This window comes from Frisingicoccus sp., assembly GCF_048388605.1.
GTDB lineage: Bacteria > Bacillota > Clostridia > Lachnospirales > Lachnospiraceae > Frisingicoccus.
Window position 1 is genome coordinate 1 of record NZ_DBGCTU010000030.1, and the last position, 21,419, is coordinate 21,419.

General features: G+C 45.8%; 22 protein-coding genes. 2 read left to right on the forward strand and 20 right to left on the reverse strand.

Annotated features, from left to right (window positions below):
* Positions 1-140: 140 nt before the first annotated feature.
* The 10 genes from ACMN7X_RS07025 to ACMN7X_RS07070 all read right to left on the reverse strand — a co-directional run bounded on the left by ACMN7X_RS07025 (position 141) and on the right by ACMN7X_RS07070 (position 9,363).
* A complete protein-coding gene (locus ACMN7X_RS07025) occupies positions 141-1,367 on the reverse strand; it encodes an ABC transporter substrate-binding protein (protein ID WP_418746761.1) in 1,227 nt (408 codons plus the stop codon).
* A 62-nt stretch (positions 1,368-1,429) separates the two neighbouring features.
* The gene (locus ACMN7X_RS07030) at positions 1,430-2,338 is read right to left on the reverse strand and encodes a dihydrodipicolinate synthase family protein (RefSeq protein WP_418746762.1); all 909 of its coding nucleotides are present in this window, start codon (positions 2,336-2,338) and stop codon (positions 1,430-1,432) included.
* 198 nt (positions 2,339-2,536) lie between these two features.
* A complete protein-coding gene (locus ACMN7X_RS07035) occupies positions 2,537-3,178 on the reverse strand; it encodes a GntR family transcriptional regulator (protein ID WP_418746763.1) in 642 nt (213 codons plus the stop codon).
* Between the two features lie 274 nt (positions 3,179-3,452).
* Positions 3,453-4,676 carry a DUF6688 domain-containing protein gene (locus ACMN7X_RS07040; protein WP_418746764.1) on the reverse strand — a complete coding sequence of 408 codons (1,224 nt, stop codon included), beginning with the start codon at positions 4,674-4,676 and terminating at the stop codon, positions 3,453-3,455.
* Between the two features lie 14 nt (positions 4,677-4,690).
* Complete coding sequence (locus ACMN7X_RS07045) at positions 4,691-5,548, reverse strand: NAD(P)-dependent oxidoreductase (RefSeq protein ID WP_418746765.1); 858 nt, start codon at positions 5,546-5,548, stop codon at positions 4,691-4,693.
* 17 nt (positions 5,549-5,565) lie between these two features.
* On the reverse strand, positions 5,566-6,309 hold the full coding sequence (locus ACMN7X_RS07050) for an amino acid ABC transporter ATP-binding protein (protein ID WP_418746894.1): 744 nt from the start codon (positions 6,307-6,309) through the stop codon (positions 5,566-5,568).
* Positions 6,309-7,100 (reverse strand): amino acid ABC transporter permease, encoded by a 792-nt coding sequence (locus ACMN7X_RS07055; protein ID WP_418746766.1) that lies wholly within the window; start codon positions 7,098-7,100, stop codon positions 6,309-6,311. The genes ACMN7X_RS07050 and ACMN7X_RS07055 overlap by 1 nt, the downstream gene beginning before the upstream one ends.
* An 88-nt stretch (positions 7,101-7,188) precedes the next feature.
* Positions 7,189-8,106, reverse strand: a complete 918-nt coding sequence (locus ACMN7X_RS07060; protein ID WP_418746767.1) for a transporter substrate-binding domain-containing protein — start codon at positions 8,104-8,106, stop codon at positions 7,189-7,191.
* 127 nt (positions 8,107-8,233) lie between these two features.
* Positions 8,234-8,761 (reverse strand): nucleoside recognition domain-containing protein, encoded by a 528-nt coding sequence (locus tag ACMN7X_RS07065; protein WP_418746768.1) that lies wholly within the window; start codon positions 8,759-8,761, stop codon positions 8,234-8,236.
* Positions 8,758-9,363: a nucleoside recognition protein gene (locus tag ACMN7X_RS07070; RefSeq protein WP_418746769.1), complete on the reverse strand. Its 606-nt coding sequence runs from the start codon at positions 9,361-9,363 to the stop codon at positions 8,758-8,760. Before ACMN7X_RS07070 ends, ACMN7X_RS07065 begins: the two co-directional genes overlap by 4 nt.
* Positions 9,364-9,575: 212 nt before the next feature.
* On the opposite strand from ACMN7X_RS07070, the gene ACMN7X_RS07075 reads away from it, so the two are divergent.
* Complete coding sequence (locus ACMN7X_RS07075; RefSeq protein ID WP_418746770.1) at positions 9,576-9,839, forward strand: AbrB/MazE/SpoVT family DNA-binding domain-containing protein; 264 nt, start codon at positions 9,576-9,578, stop codon at positions 9,837-9,839.
* 104 nt (positions 9,840-9,943) lie between these two features.
* Here ACMN7X_RS07075 and rsmI read toward each other — a convergent pair whose 3' ends face one another.
* From rsmI to ACMN7X_RS07110, 7 genes are all read right to left on the reverse strand, one after another.
* Entirely contained in the window at positions 9,944-10,792 is an 849-nt protein-coding gene (gene rsmI, locus ACMN7X_RS07080) for a 16S rRNA (cytidine(1402)-2'-O)-methyltransferase (RefSeq protein ID WP_418746771.1), read from the reverse strand.
* A gap of 11 nt (positions 10,793-10,803) precedes the next feature.
* The gene (locus ACMN7X_RS07085; protein WP_418746772.1) at positions 10,804-11,538 is read right to left on the reverse strand and encodes a tRNA1(Val) (adenine(37)-N6)-methyltransferase; all 735 of its coding nucleotides are present in this window, start codon (positions 11,536-11,538) and stop codon (positions 10,804-10,806) included.
* A 66-nt stretch (positions 11,539-11,604) separates the two neighbouring features.
* On the reverse strand, positions 11,605-12,507 hold the full coding sequence (locus ACMN7X_RS07090; RefSeq protein ID WP_418746895.1) for a PSP1 domain-containing protein: 903 nt from the start codon (positions 12,505-12,507) through the stop codon (positions 11,605-11,607).
* Between the two features lie 56 nt (positions 12,508-12,563).
* Positions 12,564-13,553, reverse strand: a complete 990-nt coding sequence (gene holB, locus ACMN7X_RS07095; protein WP_418746773.1) for a DNA polymerase III subunit delta' — start codon at positions 13,551-13,553, stop codon at positions 12,564-12,566.
* Between the two features lie 70 nt (positions 13,554-13,623).
* On the reverse strand, positions 13,624-14,220 hold the full coding sequence (locus ACMN7X_RS07100; protein WP_418746774.1) for a guanylate kinase: 597 nt from the start codon (positions 14,218-14,220) through the stop codon (positions 13,624-13,626).
* On the reverse strand, positions 14,192-15,652 hold the full coding sequence (locus ACMN7X_RS07105) for an aminotransferase class I/II-fold pyridoxal phosphate-dependent enzyme (protein WP_418746775.1): 1,461 nt from the start codon (positions 15,650-15,652) through the stop codon (positions 14,192-14,194). The genes ACMN7X_RS07100 and ACMN7X_RS07105 overlap by 29 nt, the downstream gene beginning before the upstream one ends.
* Positions 15,645-17,042, reverse strand: coding sequence for an NAD(P)/FAD-dependent oxidoreductase (locus ACMN7X_RS07110; RefSeq protein ID WP_418746776.1), 1,398 nt, complete (start codon positions 17,040-17,042; stop codon positions 15,645-15,647). Before ACMN7X_RS07110 ends, ACMN7X_RS07105 begins: the two co-directional genes overlap by 8 nt.
* A gap of 187 nt (positions 17,043-17,229) precedes the next feature.
* On the opposite strand from ACMN7X_RS07110, the gene ACMN7X_RS07115 reads away from it, so the two are divergent.
* Positions 17,230-18,606 (forward strand): MATE family efflux transporter, encoded by a 1,377-nt coding sequence (locus tag ACMN7X_RS07115; RefSeq protein ID WP_418746777.1) that lies wholly within the window; start codon positions 17,230-17,232, stop codon positions 18,604-18,606.
* 76 nt (positions 18,607-18,682) lie between these two features.
* On the opposite strand, the gene ACMN7X_RS07120 is transcribed toward ACMN7X_RS07115, so the two are convergent.
* The 3 genes from ACMN7X_RS07120 to ACMN7X_RS07130 form a co-directional block, all read right to left on the reverse strand.
* Positions 18,683-19,987 carry an ATP-binding protein gene (locus tag ACMN7X_RS07120; RefSeq protein ID WP_418746778.1) on the reverse strand — a complete coding sequence of 435 codons (1,305 nt, stop codon included), beginning with the start codon at positions 19,985-19,987 and terminating at the stop codon, positions 18,683-18,685.
* A gap of 62 nt (positions 19,988-20,049) precedes the next feature.
* Positions 20,050-20,286, reverse strand: coding sequence for a hypothetical protein (locus tag ACMN7X_RS07125; RefSeq protein WP_418746779.1), 237 nt, complete (start codon positions 20,284-20,286; stop codon positions 20,050-20,052).
* 457 nt (positions 20,287-20,743) lie between these two features.
* Positions 20,744-21,061, reverse strand: coding sequence for a hypothetical protein (locus tag ACMN7X_RS07130; protein ID WP_418746780.1), 318 nt, complete (start codon positions 21,059-21,061; stop codon positions 20,744-20,746).
* Positions 21,062-21,419: the final 358 nt, after the last annotated feature.

The following is a 21,419-nucleotide window of genomic DNA, read 5'->3' on the forward strand; positions in this document are numbered from 1 at the left end:
AGGAGATGGTTGTCGTTAGCCATCTTTTTCTCTTTTTATAGAAAAATTTCAGGGAGGTATGTGACTCGGACGAGGCACATACCTCCCTGTTTAGAACTGTCTATTAACCGACAGCCCCTTTCAAAAAGGAAGAGGAATTACTATTCTTCAACAAGTATATATTCCAGGAACTCTGCTTTTCCGTCTACCATTTTACAAATTGTTCCACCATGAACCATTTCACGTATATCATCTGCCGTATATGTAGCCAGAGGGCCTACCAGGCCGTCAGTTTCTGCCAGGGCATCACGGATTGCCGCAGGATCTGTACTTCCGGCACGCTCGATAGCGTCCGCTACGATATAAATAGAACCATAATAGGTTGTCGCATACAGTTCCGGTTCTTCATTGTAGGCTGCTTTAAAGCTTTCTACAAACTTCTGAACCTCTTCTGAAGGATTGGATGTGGTAAAATCAGTTACACTGTACCAGTTATCCAACCATTCCGGCTGACAAAGCTCATTTACCTGAGGTGTAGAAATAGATGTTGAACCAATAACCGGTACATCCAATCCCAGATCATAAAACTGACGGGCAGCCAGAGCGGTTTCTGCATCATCCGTCCAAACGATCACACAATCCACGCCCGCATCTTTTAATTTCAATACCTGGCTTGTCATGTCCGTATCGCCTGTATTGTGCTGCTCTGTTACAAAGTCAATGCCTTTCTCTGTCAGATATTCTTCAGCGACAGTTCTTGCTCCGCTTCCGTAATCATTACTGTTTGTAAATAAGCCGATCTTTTTGCATCCGAGATTTTCGGTTGCATAAACAGCCGCCAGCTGTGCCTGAATGGAATCAGAAGCACGGATCCGGAACAACCATTCGTTGTTAATTGTGGTTACAAGCTTTGGACTGGTAGCGCCGACAAGCATTGGATATCCTGCTTCAGAAACAATTCCCTCAACAGCCAATGCCAGACCGGATAAGTTCGGTCCAACCTGTGCCACAACATTCTGACTTGCGATCAGGTTTGTTGCATTAATACCTGTATCCTGAGTACCGCCGTCATCGGCTACATAAAGTTCCAACTGTTTTCCCAAAACACCGCCGGCCGCATTAATCTCATCGACAGCCAGCTGAGCTCCCTGCTGAGTACGCAGACCGTTTGTCGGTGCGGAACCGGTGATGGATGCGGAAACACCAATTAAAATTGTGTCTGAATCATCGGCTGCAGCCGTTGTTTCTGATTTGGATTCCGCTGTTGTTTCCGTCGAAGCTGCTGTATCCTTTGTTTCTTTTGTTGTTGATGCGCCTGAGCTGCATCCTGCCAGCATTGATACGGTTAAAGCTGTTGCCATTAAACCCGCCAACCAACTCTTTTTCATATTATTCCTCCTCACATATTAAAAAAATATCCTTCTCATTTTATTCCCTGTACTCTTTTTAATTACAGAATATCCTTCATATCTGCCAGTAAAGCATCGATTTTTGCCTTTTCTTCCGGAACAAGGTCTCCTAAAGGCATTCTTGGCAGACCGGCGTCAAAGCCCTGGCATTTTAATACATATTTAAATACTTCATGCCAATGCGGATCATTTGTGTTGTAAGTAATAAAGTAATCTACGAATGGCTGAATCTTATTCCAGTAAGCTCTGGCCTTATCCACATCTTTTTCAATGGTGCAGATATCAAATAATGTTCTTGCAAATTTCGGGAAAATTGCAGGCATACCGCTGAGCCAGCCGTCAGCACCGGCAAAGAATCCTTCCATCGGCGCATAATCATGGCCATATAATACTGTAAGTTTGTCGCCGCAATAATATTTTAATTCATGAATACGGTTTGCATCGCCATGAGCTGCTTTAATACCATTGATCAGGCCTTCATCTACCATCGCTTTAATTTCCAGCGGAGTCATTTCATAACCGCAGAATCTCGGGTTATTATAAAGGATAATATCGATGTCGATAGCTTCACGAAGTTTTCTGAAATGATTTACAACCGCTCTCTTATGTGGCTGTAAGTAGTAAGGCATAATTACAAGAACACCCTCAGCGCCGCATTCCTGAGCATATTTGCTCAATTCAATTGTCTGAGCTGTAGAATATCTTCCGGTTCCAGGATATACAGGCACTCTGTGGTCTACAAAGTCGATGATGCTCTTCATGATCATTTTCTGTTCTTCCATGGACATGGAAATGTTGTCGCCTGTGCTTCCTACGCAGGAAATACTGTGTGCTCCGGAATCCAATACCCACTGAACATATCTCAGTGTCTCTTTCTCATTGTAAGATTCATCCTCATTCCAGAATGTCATGACTGCCGGCATAACGCCCATTCCTTTTGTGTTTCCCATTTTTTATCCTCCTTGATATATAAGTTTTTGTTTTATAAAAAGCTTCTTTTGAGCCCTTTAATTTAAAATTAAAAATAAAAAATTTTATTTTGTTTAAAAAAAATACCTTGTCGCGCGAAGCCTGACGAAGCGCGCCCATGCGAAGCATTTGACATACGGGATGCCCGAATGGGTATACTTTTTTTGTTTTTTTTAAATTTAATTCAGCTTTTCATTCAGCCGTTCTTCCATTTTATATATATGATTCTCAAGCACGCTTTTTGCTGTTTCGCTGTCTCTGCCTGCTATCGCCCGAATCATCTGCCCATGCTCTTTACAAGCCACAGGGTCATGCACCAAGGCAGTGCCCGTCGTACTGCGAATAACCATATAACGATTGATCAATATATGATATAAATCCGACAGGCAGCCGTTCCCGGCCAGCTCTACCATTTTCCGATGAAAATACATATCCTGCATAAAATACTGATCATTGCATCCGGATTCATAATACCTGCGGCATTTCTCCTCTATCGAAGTCAAAATGCTGATAATCTCCGGATTTTCTGTCTTACACAATACATCTAACGCATCTTTTTCAAATAACAGTCTGGCCTGACAAACATTTTCTATCTCCTGATGTGTCGCCACAGGAATTATGTACTTTCCCCCGGATGTGATTTCAACAATCCGTTCATGGGCCATTCTCTTCAACGCTTGAATTACTGGCGTCTTGCTGACCTGATATCTTTCGGACAGTTCCGCCGGGTCTAAACGTTTGCCAGCCGTATAAGTTCCGCCAACGAAGCCCTGGCATATTGTTTCATAGACCAATTCATCCAAATTTCTCTTCAATGACATCTGATTCCCTCCGAAATTATATATTCTATTTCCATAATATACTTTTCATTTCCGGTTGTCCATATTGAATTTAGGTGGTCTGCCAATCTATTATTTCAAATTTTAAATTAAAAATTTTTTATTTTCGACAAAATCATATTATCACCTTTTATATTTTGAATCAATTCACAATTCTTCCAAATTTTCCATATTTTTTTCGTGAATTTTACCATAAATTTGTTTTAATCTTTAATTTATCTAAATTATCAGTCGAATATTGTCCTTTTATCTTTTTTTATTTTTTCGGCAAATACTGAACAGCAATCCGGTTTTCCGGATGAACATCGCAAAAATATAAAACGATCAGGAAGAACCACTCCAGCGGTTTCATCAGGAAATAAATTCCGTCCGCTGTATAAGGCGAATGAATCAGTTTTGCGATCGGAAATCCCCAGGTATCATAAAAATGCCGCAAATGCCGATGAAATCCCGGCGTTCGTTCTTCCAATAGCTGCTCGAAGGCATTGGCAATGCACAGCTGACGGTTAACGATCACCGGATGTCCGTGCCTCTCTCCCATGCGCAGCGGTTTGACGACTTTTTCGTGGCCTCCGGCCGCCACCGTGCAAAGATAATGTTCATCATAATAAATATTCTGCGGTCCAACCCTCTGGGACAGATGCCAGTCCGCCGTTTCTGTCCACGCTTTGATCACCGCATCCGGCGCCTGCCCAAAAAGAACCAGAACAGCGATCATCACTCCGAGCATCGGCCACATCAAAATAAATGCGGCCAACGGCCAACGTTCCGCCTTTTGCAGTTTCCTGTTCAGGGCATTTAAACCGCCTTTTGCATAACTTCTGTCTTCCTGCCTCCCGATTTCATTCCATTCGGCCATTTTGTAGCGAATCGTTTTCGCAGCCATCACGATGCAATTTGCCGGGAACAGCCACAGCAGCAAAAATCTTCCTGAAAAAATCTGAAGGATCCACAAAACACAGCCGCCGACACCAATGTACATAGCCCCAATACCGCAGACAGCCACCAGCGGCGGCATTTTTTTCAGGCTTCCCAAAGACAAAATAAGATAGCCCAAAACGCCGATCACGCCGATAGCGATCACTGTCGGATAAGCTTCTGTCCATATCGGCGTATGCACCTGGGAATTATATAACACCTCCGTCCAATCGGCCTGAAATTGAATCTCAAACAAAAACAAAACCAGCCCGCTGTATAAAAAGCCCAGAACAACCGTGATATATTCAAACTGTTTTTCTTTTTTTAACCACTGTTTCTCCGGCCGCCGCCAAAATAATGTAACCACGTTGATCGCCGTCAGAACAAAGGGGTAAATAAGAAAAACGCCAACGCAGGTACCCATGACAAAAAGGGCATAGACAACCATGCCAATGCCCTCGTTATGACTATTTTTTATAAGACTCAGCGCCGTTATTCCCAAGCCCAGAAGCTCCGAGAAAAGTATGGAACTGAATATGGGATGTTTCTTTAAAAAATTCACGGAATATCACATCCTTATTCGTAAAACTTAATCAATGTCTGCGTTCCCAGATCGCCATATTCTGCTTCCAGCGTCCGATAATTCGCCAATACCTGTTTCAGAATTTTTAAATCCAATCCCCTGGCTTCCGCTTCCTCCACAGCCAGATTCATATCCTTGATAAAATGCTTCATGAAAAATCCCGGCGCATAGTCGCCCTTCATGATTTTCTCACCAAAAGCATCCAACTGTTTGCTGCCGGCTGCACCTGTGGCAACCGAGTCCAGCATGGTCTGCAGATCCAATCCCTGGGCCTTTGCATAGCTCATAGCTTCGCATACGCCGGAGAGAGTTCCGGCAATCATGATCTGATTCGCCATTTTTGTATGCTGGCCGCAGCCCGGTCCGCCTTCATAATTAATATTTGTTCCCATTGCTTCAAATATGGCATGACATGCCTCATAATCCGCCTTATCACCGCCGACAAGAATCGACAGAGTGCCGTTTTTTGCGCCCGTATCGCCGCCGGTAACCGGTGCATCCAGAGCATGAAGCCCCTTTTCTTTTGCTGCATCATAGATTTTTTTTGCCAATTTCGGACTGGAAGTCGTCATATCGATGACATAAGTTCCCGGCTTTGCGCTGTCGAGAATTCCATTTTCACCAAAATAAACCTCTTCCACATCCGCCGGATACCCGACAATACTGATCATCGCATCAACCTCTGCGGCACATGCGCCGACAGAGTCGTAAAAAACAGCGCCCTCGCCGATCACATCCTCAACCTTTGCCTTTGTACGGGCATAAATATGAAGCTCGTATCCGGCCTTCATCAAATTTCGGGTCATGGACTTACCCATAATTCCCAGTCCGACAAAACCTATCTTTTTCATACTGAATTTTCCCCCTTTTAGTTATTCACAAAACGGCTCAAAAATTCCTTTGTCTGTTCACTCTTCGGATTTCCGAAAATCTGACTCGGATCTCCCTCTTCAACGATCACGCCCCCGGCCATATAAACCACATGATTAGAGACATCCCGGGCAAAAGCCATTTCATGAGTAACGATCATCATCGTTAAGCCTTCCTTTGCCAGCTTACGCATAACAGCCAGAACCTCGCCAACCATTTGAGGGTCCAGCGCGGAAGTCGGTTCGTCAAACAGAAGCACTTCCGGTTCCATAGCCAAAGCCCTCGCAATGGCAACACGCTGCTTCTGTCCGCCGGAAAGCTGACGCGGTTTCGCATTGATATACGGCGCCATGCCGACCTTATCTAAAAAATACATCGCATTTTTCCGGGCAGTTTCCTTATCCTTCTTTAAAACCTTTTCCTGCCCCACCATACAGTTCTGCAGAACCGTCATATTGTTAAATAAATTAAAACTCTGGAATACCATGCCGACCTTGGCGCGGTATGCGGCTTCATTCATCCGCTCTTCCATCATATTTTTTCCATGATAAATAATATCTCCGGCTGTCGGCTCCTCCAGAAAATTGATACAGCGCAGCAGCGTGGATTTGCCCGAGCCGGAAGCTCCGATAATACAGGTGACATCCCCCTGTTCTACGGAAAAGTCAATATCCCGAAGCACTACATTCTTTCCGAATGCTTTGCTTAAATGGCGGATCTCCAAAATCTTTTCTCCCATAATCAGTCTTCCTCCTTCGATTTATCCGGATATGTATACATGCCGCTCGTATGGGCCAGTGTATCCGTCGTCGCCAGATCATAGTTATCCGGGCCATCCAGTTTGCTTTCCCAGAAACGAAGAATCCGGGAACAGGTAAACGTCAAAACAAAATACATCACCATGGCAATGGCAAAGGATTCAAAATAGAGGTATTTTGCTCCGGCCACACCTTTGGTCGTATAGAACAATTCAACCGTTCCGATAATCGAAAGAACGCAGGTATCCTTGATATTGATGATCAGGTTATTGCCGATCTGAGGCATAATATTTCTCAGCGCCTGAGGCATGATAACATAGAGCATTGTCTGCACATGATTCATACCGATAGCTTTCGCCCCTTCTGTCTGTCCGGCATCAATGGACAAAATACCGCCGCGGACAGTCTCTGCCATGTAAGCGCCCGTATTAATGGATACAATGAAGAAAGCGGCAAACCACATGGACATATTAATATCAAACACTGCCGCAGAGCCAAAATAAATAAACATGGCCTGGGCCATCATCGGTGTCCCTCTGAAAACCTCAACATAGGCCGTCAAAATAAAACGGACAACCTTCAGCACAACACGTTTTACAATATTATCTTTTTTAGAAACAGGAATGGTTTGGATAATACCAACGGCAAAACCGATGATACATCCGATAAAAGTACCAACCAGGGCAATAATCATCGTCACACCGGCGCCCCGAAGGAATGATGTGGAATATTCCTGGATCAACATTACTATTTTTCCCCAAAAGGTTTCAGGCATTATTTTTTCCCCCTTCGTATATCACTCAACATAGACTTAAGGCACGGAGCGCATACTGTCCCCGTGCCTGTATTTTTCAGCTATTTCTTTATTCGGAAAGCGGCTGAACAGAAATTGCTTCTTCCATCATGGAATCGAAATCCTCTGTTGTCAGATCCTTGAGGGCTTCATTGAGCTGTGCCGTCAAAGGACTGTCTTTCTTAACAGAAATACCAATGTTGATCTCTTCTTCAGAAACTTCAAAGTCTCCGTCTGTTCCGGCAAAATCAAGCAGTTTGAAATCCGGATAAGCAACAAGCGCAGCCATACCGGTAGGCATATCTGTAACGACCGCATCACATTTTCCTGCGCTCAGCGCAACCAGCATCGCCGGAGCGGATTCCTGAGCCGGCAGCTGATTTACATTTGGAATCTGCGGGATACATGTATCATACCAAACTGTATTCAACTGGGAAGTACATGTAGCTCCATCCAGATCAGCAACACTCTTCGCATCTGCATACGGGCCGTCTGCCTTTACCAGGGTAATGATCGAAGCATAGTAATAAGGCGTTGTGAAGTCAACACTCTGAAGTCTGTCCGATGTGATGGACTGGCCTGCGATAACGCAGTCTACAGTGCCGGACTGTACGGCCGGTACAAGAGAATCCCAGTCAAGTTTTACAATTTCAAGCTCAAGGCCAAGCTTTTCAGCCACATGTTTTGCCATCATAACATCATATCCATAGGCATAATCAGAACTTCCGGAAATCGGAACCGCACCGTTTTCATCCGTTGGCTGTGTCCAGTTGTATGGCGCATAACCACATTCCATGGCAACCTTTAAAACGCCCTCTTCAACAGTTTTAACTTCAGAAGCCGCGCCGTCCGCTGCACTTTCAGTGCCTGTCTCAGCAGTTGTTTCTGCTTTTGTTTCCTCTTTTTTGCTTCCGCAGCCAGTCAGAATACCGCATACCATAACACCGGCCATCATAACAGCAAAAGCCTTTTTCAAATAACCTTTCATTCTCTCCATCCCTTTTCTTTTTTTCTATAGTTCAAAAATAGCCGCAAAGGCAGCATTTACGCACCTTTGCGACCTCTTAAAAACACTTCAATTATAAATGCTATCCTCTTCAAAGTCAATATATAATTTAATACATCAACTCAGTAAATAAAATGCTGGCAGCCACACCCACCATTGCCGCCGTCAATGCGCCCGCCAAAGTCCACCGGGTTTTAGTGATTTTCTGGGACATAAAATAGACCGACATGGTATAAATACAGCTTTCCGTGCAGCTTAAAACAAGGGCCGAAAGCCAGCCATTCCGCGAATCCACCCCATACTCGGTAAAAATATCCAGCATCAGGCCGGTGGCTGCCGTCGATGAAAACAGTTTAATAAAAATCAGTGACAGCACCTCCGGCGCCATGGCCAGTTTCTCGATCACCGGTTCCAGCAGCCGGCCGATATGATCAAATACCCGGGCGGCCCGCAGGACGCCCACCGCCGTCAAAAGGCCTATCAGCGTCGGCAAAATACCGCCCACCGTTTTCAGCCCGTCCTTCACTCCTTCAAGAAAAATATCGAAAATATCCAGCCGCATGGAAAGACCGAGAAGAACCACATACAAAATGATCAGAGGAATAATACAGTTTGACAAAAATAAAATCAGATTCATGGGCGCCTCCCCATGATTTTTACAAAAATAATTCCCGCCGCTGTAGACGCCGCCGTTGCCAGAATTCCCGGCAATACGATTCCCGTCGGCACCGCCGCGCCAAACTGGCTTCGATAGGCAATAATCGTCATGGGGATCAACTGCAGAGAGGATACATTAATAATTAAAAACGTGCACATTTCCCGGCTGGCCGTCCCAACCTCCACCGCCAGCGGATGCCGTTTGGCCCGCCGCTCCTCTTCCAGCTGCTCCAGAGCCTCCATTGCCGAAAGTCCGGCCGGAGTGGCTGCCCAGCCGAGGCCGAGTACGTTGGCCGCAAAATTCAGCGATATATACTTTTCCGCCGGATGTCCCTTTGGAATATAAGGAAAAAGGAAGTGGATCATTCCCTCCATTTTCCCGGTGAGAATATCCAGTAACCCTTCTGCCTCCGCCAGACGCATAATGCCGCTCCACATAGCAACGACCCCGGCCATGCCGATCGCGTGATTCACTCCGCTTTTTGCGGATTCCACCAACGCCGTGGATACTTCCGCCGATTGACCGGTAACCAATCCTGCTGTGATGCCGATGATCAGCATCCATCCCCAAATCTTATTCAAACATTCTCACCTTCACCCGGAATTATTCTCATATATATGGAAAATTTCTGGGAAATATTCAAAAAAATTTCATTGACAAATTAACGCGCCACTGTTATGATGATGATAAATAAAGTTAAAAAGTCAAAGGTGACTGTCAGACACACATCGTGTTTTGGCAGTTTTTTTATTTTAAAAGAAACCATGGGCTTCGTGAAAGGAAGTTGTTTAAAGTGAAAAGTACGGGCATTGTAAGAAAATTAGATGAACTTGGCCGGATCACTCTGCCGATTGAGCTCCGCCGCAACCTGAATATCAGCGAGCGCGACCCTCTGGAAATATTTGTTGATGATGAAAGGATCATTTTGAAAAAATATGAACCCTGTGATATTTTCACCGGAGATATGAATGATTTAATAGATTATCACGATAAAAAAGTATCAAAACGGTCGATTATTGAAATGGCCAAAATGGCAGGGCTTACGATTCAAGAGTAAGCCCTATAACATAGTCCGGCTAACCGCAGCCGGACCCATTTTGTTGGTGACGAAAAGGGCTCCCCCGGTCCTTTCGTCGCCATCCCCCACAAAAAATACATGGATTAATTTTCCTGATGAAGCAAATATTGATAGACCTCGCGCTTGGTCATTCCTCTATCGGAAGCAACGGATTTCATTGCTTCTTTTTTTGTCTGTCCTTTTGAAAGATAAATCTCCATATGCTCCTCGATCGGCATAGTGTCCCAGGCCGCCTGCCGTTCCTCTTCCAGAATCTTCGCGTCCGCCCCTTCAAGCACAAGCACATACTCGCCTCTGGCCTCATTCGCATCATACCATTCAATCGCCTCATCCAGGCTGGTAAGCCAGGTTTTCTCATGCCGCTTCGTCAATTCTTTACATATGGTCAAACGCCGGTTTCCTGCCGCTTCCCTGAGCGCCTTCAGCGTCTTTGCCAACCGGTGGGGCGCCTCATAAAATACCGTAGTGCGGGTTTCCTTTCTGAGCCGTTCAAGCACCGTTTCCCGCTCTTTTTTATCCATCGGAAGAAAACCCTCAAAGCAAAACCGCCGGGTGGACAGGCCCGACATCGTCAACGCCGTGATACAGGCCGCCGGGCCGGGCAGGGAAGTCACTTCAATCCCCGCTTCATGACAGAATTTCACCAGTTCTTCCCCCGGATCGGAGATTCCCGGAGTCCCCGCATCCGTCACCAGGGCAATATTTTTCCCCGATTTCAAATCTTCCACAAGGATCCGGGCCTTATCAATTTTATTAAATTCATGATAGCTTGTCATCGGGGTCTTTATATCAAAATGATTCAGCAATTTTATCGTATGCCGGGTATCCTCCGCCGCGATCACATCCACATTCCGCAGTGTTTCCAACACCCGGAAAGTGATATCCTCCAGATTGCCGATCGGCGTGGCACATAAGTATAATTTTCCTGCCATACTTTTTCCTCCTAATAACCGTAAATATCATAAATGACATCATGATAAACGCCGGGTTCCTTATAGACAATTAAAGGTTCCTCCACCTTGATCATGGATCTGGCGCCCCGAATTGCCTCAATCATCACCATATTCGGCTCCTTATCCACAAAGGGATACACCAGTTTCATCCGTTTCGGCTCCAGCTTATAGGCTGTCAGTGTCTGAAAAATTTCCACCAGGCGGAACGGCCGGTGAACCATATAAAAACGTCCTCCGGGCCGGAGCAGACGACTTGTCTCCCGCACTAAGTCTTCCAGCGTACATAAAATCTCATGTCGTGCTATGGCCTTGGGAGCCTCCGGATTCTTAATGCCATGGGCATTGGTCATATAGGGCGGATTTGATGTGATAACATCAAAAGACGCCAGCGGAAACAGAACCGATGCCTCTTTTATATCTCCCGTCACAATGTTTACCTTTTCTTCCAAATGGTTATACGCCACGCTCCGCCGGGCCATATCCGCGCTCTCTTCCTGAATCTCCAAACCGGTAAAATGCTTTCCCTCCGTCTTGGCCTCTAAAAGGATCGGAATAATACCGGTACCGGTCCCCATATCAAGGACTTTTTCCCCTTTACGCACATGGGCAAAGCCGGATAAAAGAACAGCATCCATTCCGAAGCAGAATTTATTCGGATTTTGTATAATTTTGTAACCATTGCGTTCCAGATCATCCAAACGCTCATCCTGTTTTAATTCAACCATGTTTAATCTCCTGCCCTGAAAAAGGACATCCCATATCCATGGGATGTCCCCGATTATTCCGTCAGATCACAACACGGAACCGCCGTCCCGCTTCTCCATAGCTTCCAGCTGTTTTAACTCGGCATCATTGATATTCAGCCGCTCTTTCTTCCGTTTTGACCGGAATTTCAACTGGGAAACCGGATATTCCCTGATTTCCTTTTCATCGTTATCCAGCGTTACCACGATTTTGACCAACTGGCGCAGCACGCTGACCCCGGAAACTTCACCTCGAAAACCGTCCACCGTTGTCACCCGGTCACCGATCGCCGGAAGCTTGCTGTTCAGATATTCATAGGTCTCCTCTTCATTCTTTAAGCAGCACATCAGCCGCCCGCATACTCCGGAAATTTTTGTCGGATTCAACGAAAGATTCTGCTCCTTAGCCATCTTAATGGACACAGGGGCAAATTCCGACAAATGGGAATGACAGCACAATGTTCGCCCGCAGATTCCGATACCTCCGAGAATTTTCGTTTCATCCCGGACGCCGATCTGGCGCAGCTCAATTCGTGTTTTGAAGACGGAAGCCAGATCCTTTACCAGTTCACGGAAATCAATGCGGCCGTCCGCAGTGAAATAAAAAAGCACTTTATTATTATCAAAGGTATATTCCGCATCGATCAGCTTCATTTCCAGCTTATGTTTCGCAATCTTCTCCAGACATATATTAAAGGCCGATTTCTCTTTCGCCTTATTCTTCATCTCTATTTCGTCATCCTCCGGGGTTGCCACCCGGATCACCGGCTTCAGCGGCTGAATCACCTTATCATCTTCTACCTCTTTAGGGCCCGTCAGCACCAGCCCGTATTCAATCCCTCTGGCTGTCTCAACAATAACATGCTGACCAACCTCTATATCAAAATCAAGCGGGTCGAAATAATAAATCTTCCCGGCCTGACGAAATCTCACGCCAATCACTCTTATCATCTTAATCTTCATTCCTCTCCAGTCACAAATCACAAAAGCCCCGGATGCCCGGCACCTCAGTTTTCCTTCATAGCAAGCAGCATCATCTCTATGGCCACTTCAAAATTCACATTTACCGCCAATCGCGCCTTCGCTTTTTCCAAAGCCTGAATAATATCATTCAAACCTTCATAAGAAGAACGCTTCGCCTGCTCCATTAAGGCCCTGTATTCATCTTTATATACAATGGCGTTGGCATCCTTCGTCACTTTCAAAATCAGAACATCCCGATACCACACCATCATCATATCGATCACATCGTTGATGTCCGTCTTATAGGTGCTGAGCCGTTTGACGACCTCAACCACCTCATAGATATCCATCTCATGAATATTCTTAACAATACTCAGCACATGATACTGAAGATCATTAAAATCCTCCGAGGAGGCCATCGCGATGGCTTTCCCTACAACTCCCTGAGAAAATGCGGCGCAAACCCTGGCCTTATAATCCGGCACACCATATTCCTTCTCAAGAAATTCGATAATTTTATAATTATCCACCGGTTTCAAATGAAAGGCAATGCATCTGGACAGGATGGTCGGCAGCATAGCTTCCATATTATTCGTCAACAGCATAATGATACCGTATTCCGGCGGTTCTTCAATGGTTTTCAGCAGTGCGTTCTGAGCCTGTTCATTCATCTTCTCCGCCTCATCCACGATATAAATTTTATAGCGGCTGCTGTAAGGCTTGATCGCCATGTCCGCATTAATCTGCGTCCGCACATCATCCACACTGATCGTCGCCGGTTTCTCATGGATAAGCCACTTCACATCCGGCTGATTGCCCGTATCCATCTGATGGCAGGAGCGACACATGTCACAGGAATCGCCGTATCCGGCTTCACACTCCAATGCTTTTGCAAAGGCTTTCGCCAACAGATTCTTTCCGCTGCCGTTCGGCCCTTCAAAAATATAGGCATGGGAAATCTTTTTATTTTTCAAAGCCGCAGACATATGCCGGATGATCTGCTCATGGCCAATCACATTTTTAAAGCTTGACATCATGTGTCACCTCCCGTTTAATATCACTAAGTGTCCATATTATATCATACTTTTTTGGGATTTACGATACTCAACCCTTTCGGAATTTCAAAATATCCTTACGAATTTCTTCCAGACAGCTGTCCATATCAATATTCTCATAAAACCGACAAATTTCGCAGGCCCGCAATTTCTCTTCGGAAAAATCCTCCGTATCGGCCAGAAAGCGACGGCACATCTCCGCATATCCCGGATTCTCCTGCTGCTTTTCCCGCTCCAGGGCCCTCGACAGTCGAAGTCCGTCTTCCACATAAACATAAATCGGTACGACATGCTCTTTTCCAAAAAAATCACGGATTTTCTGATAAGATTCCAATGTGCCGATGATCACCGAATCCTGGGCCCCGGAAAAATCAATCTGCCCGTCGTCCACCATAAAGTAACTCCACAGGCCGTGCACCGTATGATAGTCCCGGCACTCGATAACCCGGCCTTCCTCCCGAAAATCTCTCAGCATCTGTGGGGAAACGAAATGGTATTCCACACCTTCCCGCTCACCCTCCCGCATCGGCCGGGTGGTATAGGAAACGACCGTCTTTAAATCAAGCTCTCTATCTTTGACCAGCCGTTTAAAGATCGTATCCTTGCCGGATGCACTTTTACCCATGATGCAAAATAACTTTGACATTTCCGCTCTCCTTAGAATAACCGCCATGAACCTCAAGTCCCTGGCTTAAGTAATCTTTTATCCGCTCAATATGTTTCATCTGTATCACTTCTCCCGGGACAAGCATCGGGATTCCCGGTGGATACAGATAGAGATAATCTCCCATCACCCTGCCGTCGGCTTTGTCCAACGGTACTTCTTCCATCGGCTGAATGACCGCCCTGTCAATTTCCATACACCGCACCGGCATAGACGGAACCTCCGGCACTGCATGCCCCTCCGGCGCTATGGCGCTTTCCCTCACAGCCTGGGGGTTCATCACCTCCCGGCGCTCCGCCGCTGCTTCCGCCCTCTGCAGATCAAGATCAATGGCTTCCAGCGCTTCGGCCAGTCTTTCAAAGCCCTCCGGGCTGTCGCCTACGGTTGTCATCGCCAGAACATATTTGGCCGATGTCATCTCCATCTGCAGGCCAAAATCCTCCCTGAGCTGGTCGTAAACCGCACGCCCCGGCACATTTCGGGTACAGATTACCAGCTTGCCCCAGTCAAAATCCTCCTCCGGCTTATATAGATACAATTGTTTCATATTTGCCAGCCGTTTTCTCAGTTCCCGCGCCTGCCGCTCATAGCGTTCAAACTGCCCGGCTCCTTCCCGTTCCAGCCATGTCATGCACTGACTGATGGAAGCCATAAGCACATAGGACGGACTGGAAGTCTGATAGACAGACAACATCTTGCGGATGCGCTCCCGATTCACCAGGCTGCCATTGAGGTGGATCAATGCTGTCTGAGTCAGGGCTGGCAGCGTCTTATGCAGGCTTTGAACGACTACATCCGCACCGCAGGCCACCGCATCCGGCAGCCCGGCCCACGGAAAATGAGCCCCATGGGCCCCGTCCACAATACAGGGAATCCCCCTCTGATGGGCCGATTCACAAATGCCCCTCACATCCGATAAGAGTCCCTCATATGTCGGCGAGGTAAAGATCACCGCCCGAATATCCGAGTACTTTCCCAAAGCCTCTTCCACCTGTTCGCGGGTAAGACCCCGGTAAATCCCCGTCTTCCCGTCCGGCTCCGGCCACAGATAAACAGGGCGGAGGCCGTTTAATTCCAACCCGTGGTACACGCTTGTATGACAATTTCTGGCAACGAGCACCCGGTCTCCCCGCTGAAGTACGCCCCCGATAGCCGAGAGAATCCCGCCCGTACTACCGTTCACCACAAAATGGGTTTCCTCCGAACCGTACAGTCGAGCCGCCCGCTCCTGCTCTTCTTTTAAAATACCTTCAGCTTCATGGAGATTATCGAAACCGTCAATTTCCGTCAGATCAAACCGATACGGATTTTCCATAAACATCATTCGCCGTTTATGTCCCGGCATATGAAAGGGATAGGCCGGCGTCCCGCTGTATTCGATCAATTTTTCATAGAGATTCTTAAAATCACTCATGATTCTTTTTCAAAATACTCCGCGCAACGGCCAGTCCGTTGGCGGAAGCCTGCTGCAGGCCGCGGGTAACCGAGGCGCCGTCGCCCATTGCCCGAAGGCCCCGGATATTTGTCTCAAAATCATCATTGACCAAAACCTTGTTGGAGTAAAATTTAACCTCCACACCGTAAAGCAGCGTTTCATCACTGGCAATACCCGGCGTTACCTTATCCAATGCCTCGATCATCTCGGCAATATCCACCATGATCCGATGCGGAAATACAAGAGATAAATCTCCCGGCACCGCATCCTTTAAGGTGGCCGTAATGTTATTTCGAATCATACGCTCATCGGTTGTCCGGCGTCCCCGCTTGAAATCACCGTATCTCTGGACAAGAATCTTCCCGTCACAGAGCATATTTCCAAGGCGGGCAATGTACTTGCCATACTCGATCGGCGACTTAAACGGCGATGTAAAATTCTTAGATACAAGAATCGCAAAGTTCGTATTCTTTGTTTTTAAATCCCGGGACTTATAGGCATGTCCGTTAACGACAGCCAATCCTTCATCATAATATTCGGTCGCCACCTCACCGGATGGATTGGTACAGAACACCCGGACTTTATCATCAAAAGTCGGCGTATAATATACCAGCTTCGCTTCATAGAGCTTTTCGTTCAGCTCCTTCATGATCTCATCCCGGACTTCCACCCGGACACCGACATCCACCGTTCCAACCTTCGTATCAATTCCATGGTCCTTACATATATGGGAGAACCATTCGGAACCCTCCCGGCCGACACCGGCAACAATTTCATCCGCATAGAAGGTATCTCCCTTATCCGTAACCACGCCTTTGGCAGCGCCATCTTCGATAATAATGTCCTGAACCATGGTCATAAACTGAATTTCAACACCGGCGGCAAGCAGATGATCCTGAAGCCGGGTATAAATCTTATACCCTTCTTCCGTGCCGAGATGACGGATCGGACATTCGATCAATTTCAGATTGGCCCGAATTGCTTTGGTTCGAATACGCTCGATCGCGGCATAATCCTCCAGCCCGTAAACCCTTTCATCCGCTCCAAATTCCAGATAAATTTTATCCGCTTCATTTAATAATTCAATTGTCCGATCATAGCCGAGAATCTCCGGCAGATTTCCGCCCACATCCGGCGAAAGAGATAATTTTCCGTCAGAAAATGCCCCGGCCCCGGCAAAACCTGTCGTGATGGAACACGGTTTGCAGCCGACACACTTTTTCGTTGTCCGCTTCGGACAACTCCGATTTTCAATGGCCCGGCCCTTTTCAATCATCAGAATTTTCATGTCCGGATTGCTGCGAATCAGCTCATATGCACAAAAAATACCGGATGGCCCGGCCCCGATAATAATGACATCATATTTCATTTTCACTCACTCCTTGCTGGTCGCATTTAATCATTGTAATCATAACACATTCAAAAGGCTTTGGCAACGCAGATAAACGCCGGACATTTTTCACAATTTTTTCACAAAACGGACATTCTTGTTTTCCCTCAATGAATATGGTATGATGATTTGGATACGGATATACTAATTTTCGGGAGGTCATACAGTGGGTCAAAATACATCAAATAAACTGGGAACAGAAAAGATCAGCCGGCTTCTCTTTCAGCTCGCTCTGCCGGCCATCACAGCACAGATCATCAATATGCTGTACAATATTGTAGATCGGATTTATATCGGTCACATTGCCGGAATAGGGACTCTGGCCCTGACGGGCGTCGGCGTCTGCTTTCCTATTATTACATTGATCACTGCTTTCAGCAGTCTCATCGGCATGGGCGGCGCCCCTCAGGCGTCGATTCGAATGGGCGAAAAAAATATGGATGAAGCTGAACGAATTCTCGGCAACTGCTTTGCAGCTCTCCTGCTCCTCGCAGTCACTCTGACTGCTGTTTTTCTTATCGGAGGACGGACATTTCTCCGGCTTTTTGGCGCAAGCGGCGATACGCTTCCTTACGCGATGGAATATCTGAATATTTATGTCATCGGCACCCTTTTTGTCATGATTTCTCTGGGGCTGAACAGTTTTATATCCGCCCAGGGTTTTGCCAAGATCAGCATGTTTACAGTTGTCATCGGGGCCGTCATCAATATTATTCTGGATCCGATCCTTATCTTTGGATTACATATGGGTGTTCAGGGCGCCGCGCTGGCAACAATCATCTCCCAGTGCATTTCCGCTGTCTGGGTTTTAAAATTTCTGACAGGCCCGAAAACTACGTTGAGGATTAAATTTGCCAATATGAAAATATCAAAACGCATCCTGTTTCCGGTTCTCGCCCTCGGTCTCGCGCCTTTTATCATGCAGAGTACCGAAAGTCTGCTGAGCATTTGTTTCAACACTTCTCTGCAGAAATACGGCGGCGATCTTGCTGTCGGCTCCATGACTATTCTGACAAGCATTATGCAGGTTTTATCACTGCCGCTGTCCGGGCTGACCCAGGGTGCGCAGCCGATCGTCAGCTACAACTTCGGGGCCGGCAATAAGGACCGGGTAAAACAGGCCTTCCGCCTGCTCTTTATCTCCTGTGTCACTTTTTCCACACTGTACTGGCTTTTAAATATGATCGCTCCCGGACTGCTCGTCGGCATTTTCGCCAATGATAAAGTATTAAAGGATACAGCCTCCTGGGCGCTTCGAATTTATCTGGCCACCGGTTTTATGATGGGAATTCAATTGGCCTGCCAGCAGACCTTTGTCGCCATCGGACAGGCAAAAATTTCCCTTTTCCTGGCCCTGCTGAGAAAAATCATTTTACTCATTCCGCTCATTTATATTCTGCCGAATTTCTTTGCAGATAAAGTATTCGCTGTGTTTTTGGCCGAGCCGATCTCTGATTTTCTGGCCGCCTCAACAACCTTTACTTTATTCCACCGGCGCTTCAACAAGGTGCTGAACGAACGGCAGGCCCTGCTTGAAAAATAATAACAAAAAAGATGCATATCCTATACATCAGCGACTTATGCACTCTTCACAATAATTATAAAGTTTATCATTTACTTTATGCCTGCGGCTCTATGAACTTATATTTGCCTCTGCCCTTTGCACTCTCGATTAAGTTATTGCCTTTTAGTTTACGCATCAATTCTGATGCCGGTGTAGCTGTAAGCCCTGTGATTTTCATAACATCAGCTCGCGCAAATATAACATCAAAACCGAAATTATCATAGAGTTTAAAAATATTCTCCCTTGTTGGAGTGCTAACATTTAGGCCTGAAATCATTGCCTCAACGGCCTGCTTTTTCTCGTAAAGGCCTGTTTTTGGAGCCATCTGTCCGTAATTCAGATTATATAATGTGACTTGGAACGAGGTGACATCTGAATAAAACTTAGGCTCTAATTCCGCCCGGTAATTATATGCCGCATAGTAAGCTTCGGTGATTTTCTTGAACCCGCTGCCCTGACGCTCCATATACCCCAGCCGTCCGAAAATATCTGCCAACACAGGATTACGACGGGTAGAGGAAATGCTGTCAATATCCCGTTCCTGAATCCTTGTACCATCTGCCATGCCGCCGGGAGAATAGATAGTAAGGCGGTCATCATAAATATCAATATGGACTTCGCTGCCTAAAATAAGATAGTCGCGGTGGATTAAGGCGTTTACAAGTGCTTCAAAAACACTTCGTTCACAGTAGCCGGGCATTTCAATCCGGGAGTTTGCGGTTTTCTTCCAGCGTATTTTCATATTCCGCTTTACAAAGCCCACACCCTCATTGAGTAGGATAATCAAACTGCCGGAATACTCTGCACTATCCAGTGCGTCCACCATACCGCCGCTTTTGTCCATACCATTCCAGCGGGTACAAAATAAGCGGGAATGACGAATCGGAGAATCATCAGCAAGCAGTGCACCGGCATTGGTAAGTTTTCCGCTTGCGTCCCTTATTTCAAAGGAATCAAACAGCTTTTCTTCCAGACTGTTGCCTGTCCAAACCTTATAGCATTCCCGCAGCTTAGAAAAGGCATAGTCGTTGAAGTCATATTCTGAGCTGAGCGCATCATAAGTATGGTTCATCCCTTTTAGGAGCAACTGATTCAGCACATAATTGGGAACAATCACACTTTCATTGCCGATGCGGATGTAGACTTCCATGACCCCATCTGCCTTATAATAGTAAGGCGTTGAACGCCCGGCATACACCGTAAGCATCAGCAGATCTTTCCCGTTTTCTCTTTCTGGTATCAGGACAAAATCAGGGAAAGGCATAATGCGCTCCTTGATGAGCCGACTAATGATTTCTGCATCAGTCTGTGCATCCTTCAATCCAACAACATTTCCATCATTATCAATTCCAAAGAACAAAGTACCACCGATCCCGTTGCTTCTGCAATCAATCTCTCAATCATTTTCCTGTTCCTCCCTGTTCAGGTGATTTTTCTTTGCACGGTTCTTATAGACATTATACTGCTTTTTGCACTGTTTACACAGGCCCCGATCTGCAAAGCGTCAAGCATAATCTCCTGCATTTCTTTCAAAGGATCGTAGATACTTGTCCTGGCGTTCGGCGCCGGTATTAAGTAAAGTGTACCGTCCTCCGCCTTTTTCCATTCATATTCTCTGTCCCTCACCCAAGCGGAACTGGTGCGTTCAAACAGATTCATTGACATTCCTTATCATATCCAATCCGCAATCCCATATTTCTCCATCAGCGTTTTCGCATAGTCAACTGCTCCCTAACCCAGAGGAATATCATTACCGCTGCAGCTGATCTCATGGCATCATTCCGCCTCTTCCTCATTTTCATATTCATCAGAAACACCAATTCCCCATTCTTTCCTCACAGACACACCTCCCCCAAAAAGTTTAATATTTTCTCAAAAACAATTCCGCCAAAAGCGTTCTATTTCTCTTATTAGTGAGGATGTAATCTGTTTTAATTATTTTAGATTACTTTTATCATTCAGAGAAAGAAGAATACGCCTATGAGAAATCAGCTCAGAGAACTGGCAGAAGGTGGACAACGCCACACCTGTATATTTCCCAAAGCATATTTTTCGCCATATCCATTTTCATTTAAAAGAACATTAATCGTATCGAGAAGCCCTGCAAGCCGATAATTCAGTGTTCCCCGCCAAACAAATACATACCCATTCGGGCATTCCTGTTTGTATTTTCTTCTATTTTTCTTCCATCAATATAAAATACTTCTAAAGCGATCCGTCCTTCTTTTTTCAAGCGGCGCAGTAGCCGATAATTCAAGCCTTCCAATATTTCAGGAGCCAGCTTTTTGTCAATAAAATCATAAAAAGCTTCTCTTTTGGATTTTTCGCCCTGGTTAAACCATATGAATGCCAAATCTTTTTTACATAATTCGACAATGCGGTCAACAAAACGGATGCTACGCATACTCGCATAGGTAAGAACTCCGTATTTCATGATCAGATTAAACCCTTTTCTTCCTTTGTTTGAATACCGAGCTAACAAGCCCTAAAAATCCATCGTCTCCATCACTTTTTAAGGGTATAGACCAAATCGTCGTCAAGCAAACTCAATTCATAAAATTTAAAGTTGATTTTCTGTGGTCCAATTTCAAAAATTTGATATTGTCAATATTAGTTTTCCCAACATTATACAGATTCACAATCCGCTGCTTGAATTCCGGGATCTAAGATTTGGGGTTATTCACCATGTTGAATATCTCCTTTTCTCTTTCATTTGATAGTACGGGTTGGCCAACTTTTCTTGACTACACTTATATACTAATGCCAGATTTTTTCCCAATTAATAGTTAACA

Excerpts from the sequence above, each read along its gene's own strand:
- ACMN7X_RS07025 (WP_418746761.1), bottom strand. The coding sequence starts at position 1,367 with ATGAAAAAGAGTTGGTTGGCGGGTTTAATGGCAACAGCTTTAACCGTA.
- ACMN7X_RS07030 (WP_418746762.1), bottom strand. The coding sequence starts at position 2,338 with ATGGGAAACACAAAAGGAATGGGCGTTATGCCGGCAGTCATGACATTC.
- ACMN7X_RS07035 (WP_418746763.1), bottom strand. The coding sequence starts at position 3,178 with ATGTCATTGAAGAGAAATTTGGATGAATTGGTCTATGAAACAATATGC.
- ACMN7X_RS07045 (WP_418746765.1), bottom strand. The coding sequence starts at position 5,548 with ATGAAAAAGATAGGTTTTGTCGGACTGGGAATTATGGGTAAGTCCATG.
- ACMN7X_RS07055 (WP_418746766.1), bottom strand. The coding sequence starts at position 7,100 with ATGCCTGAAACCTTTTGGGGAAAAATAGTAATGTTGATCCAGGAATAT.
- ACMN7X_RS07060 (WP_418746767.1), bottom strand. The coding sequence starts at position 8,106 with ATGAAAGGTTATTTGAAAAAGGCTTTTGCTGTTATGATGGCCGGTGTT.
- ACMN7X_RS07065 (WP_418746768.1), bottom strand. The coding sequence starts at position 8,761 with ATGAATCTGATTTTATTTTTGTCAAACTGTATTATTCCTCTGATCATT.
- rsmI (WP_418746771.1), bottom strand. The coding sequence starts at position 10,792 with ATGGCAGGAAAATTATACTTATGTGCCACGCCGATCGGCAATCTGGAG.
- ACMN7X_RS07085 (WP_418746772.1), bottom strand. The coding sequence starts at position 11,538 with ATGGTTGAATTAAAACAGGATGAGCGTTTGGATGATCTGGAACGCAAT.
- ACMN7X_RS07090 (WP_418746895.1), bottom strand. The coding sequence starts at position 12,507 with ATGATAAGAGTGATTGGCGTGAGATTTCGTCAGGCCGGGAAGATTTAT.
- holB (WP_418746773.1), bottom strand. The coding sequence starts at position 13,553 with ATGTCAAGCTTTAAAAATGTGATTGGCCATGAGCAGATCATCCGGCAT.
- ACMN7X_RS07100 (WP_418746774.1), bottom strand. The coding sequence starts at position 14,220 with ATGTCAAAGTTATTTTGCATCATGGGTAAAAGTGCATCCGGCAAGGAT.
- ACMN7X_RS07105 (WP_418746775.1), bottom strand. The coding sequence starts at position 15,652 with ATGAGTGATTTTAAGAATCTCTATGAAAAATTGATCGAATACAGCGGG.
- ACMN7X_RS07110 (WP_418746776.1), bottom strand. The coding sequence starts at position 17,042 with ATGAAATATGATGTCATTATTATCGGGGCCGGGCCATCCGGTATTTTT.
- ACMN7X_RS07125 (WP_418746779.1), bottom strand. The coding sequence starts at position 20,286 with ATGAATCTGTTTGAACGCACCAGTTCCGCTTGGGTGAGGGACAGAGAA.
- ACMN7X_RS07130 (WP_418746780.1), bottom strand. The coding sequence starts at position 21,061 with ATGAAATACGGAGTTCTTACCTATGCGAGTATGCGTAGCATCCGTTTT.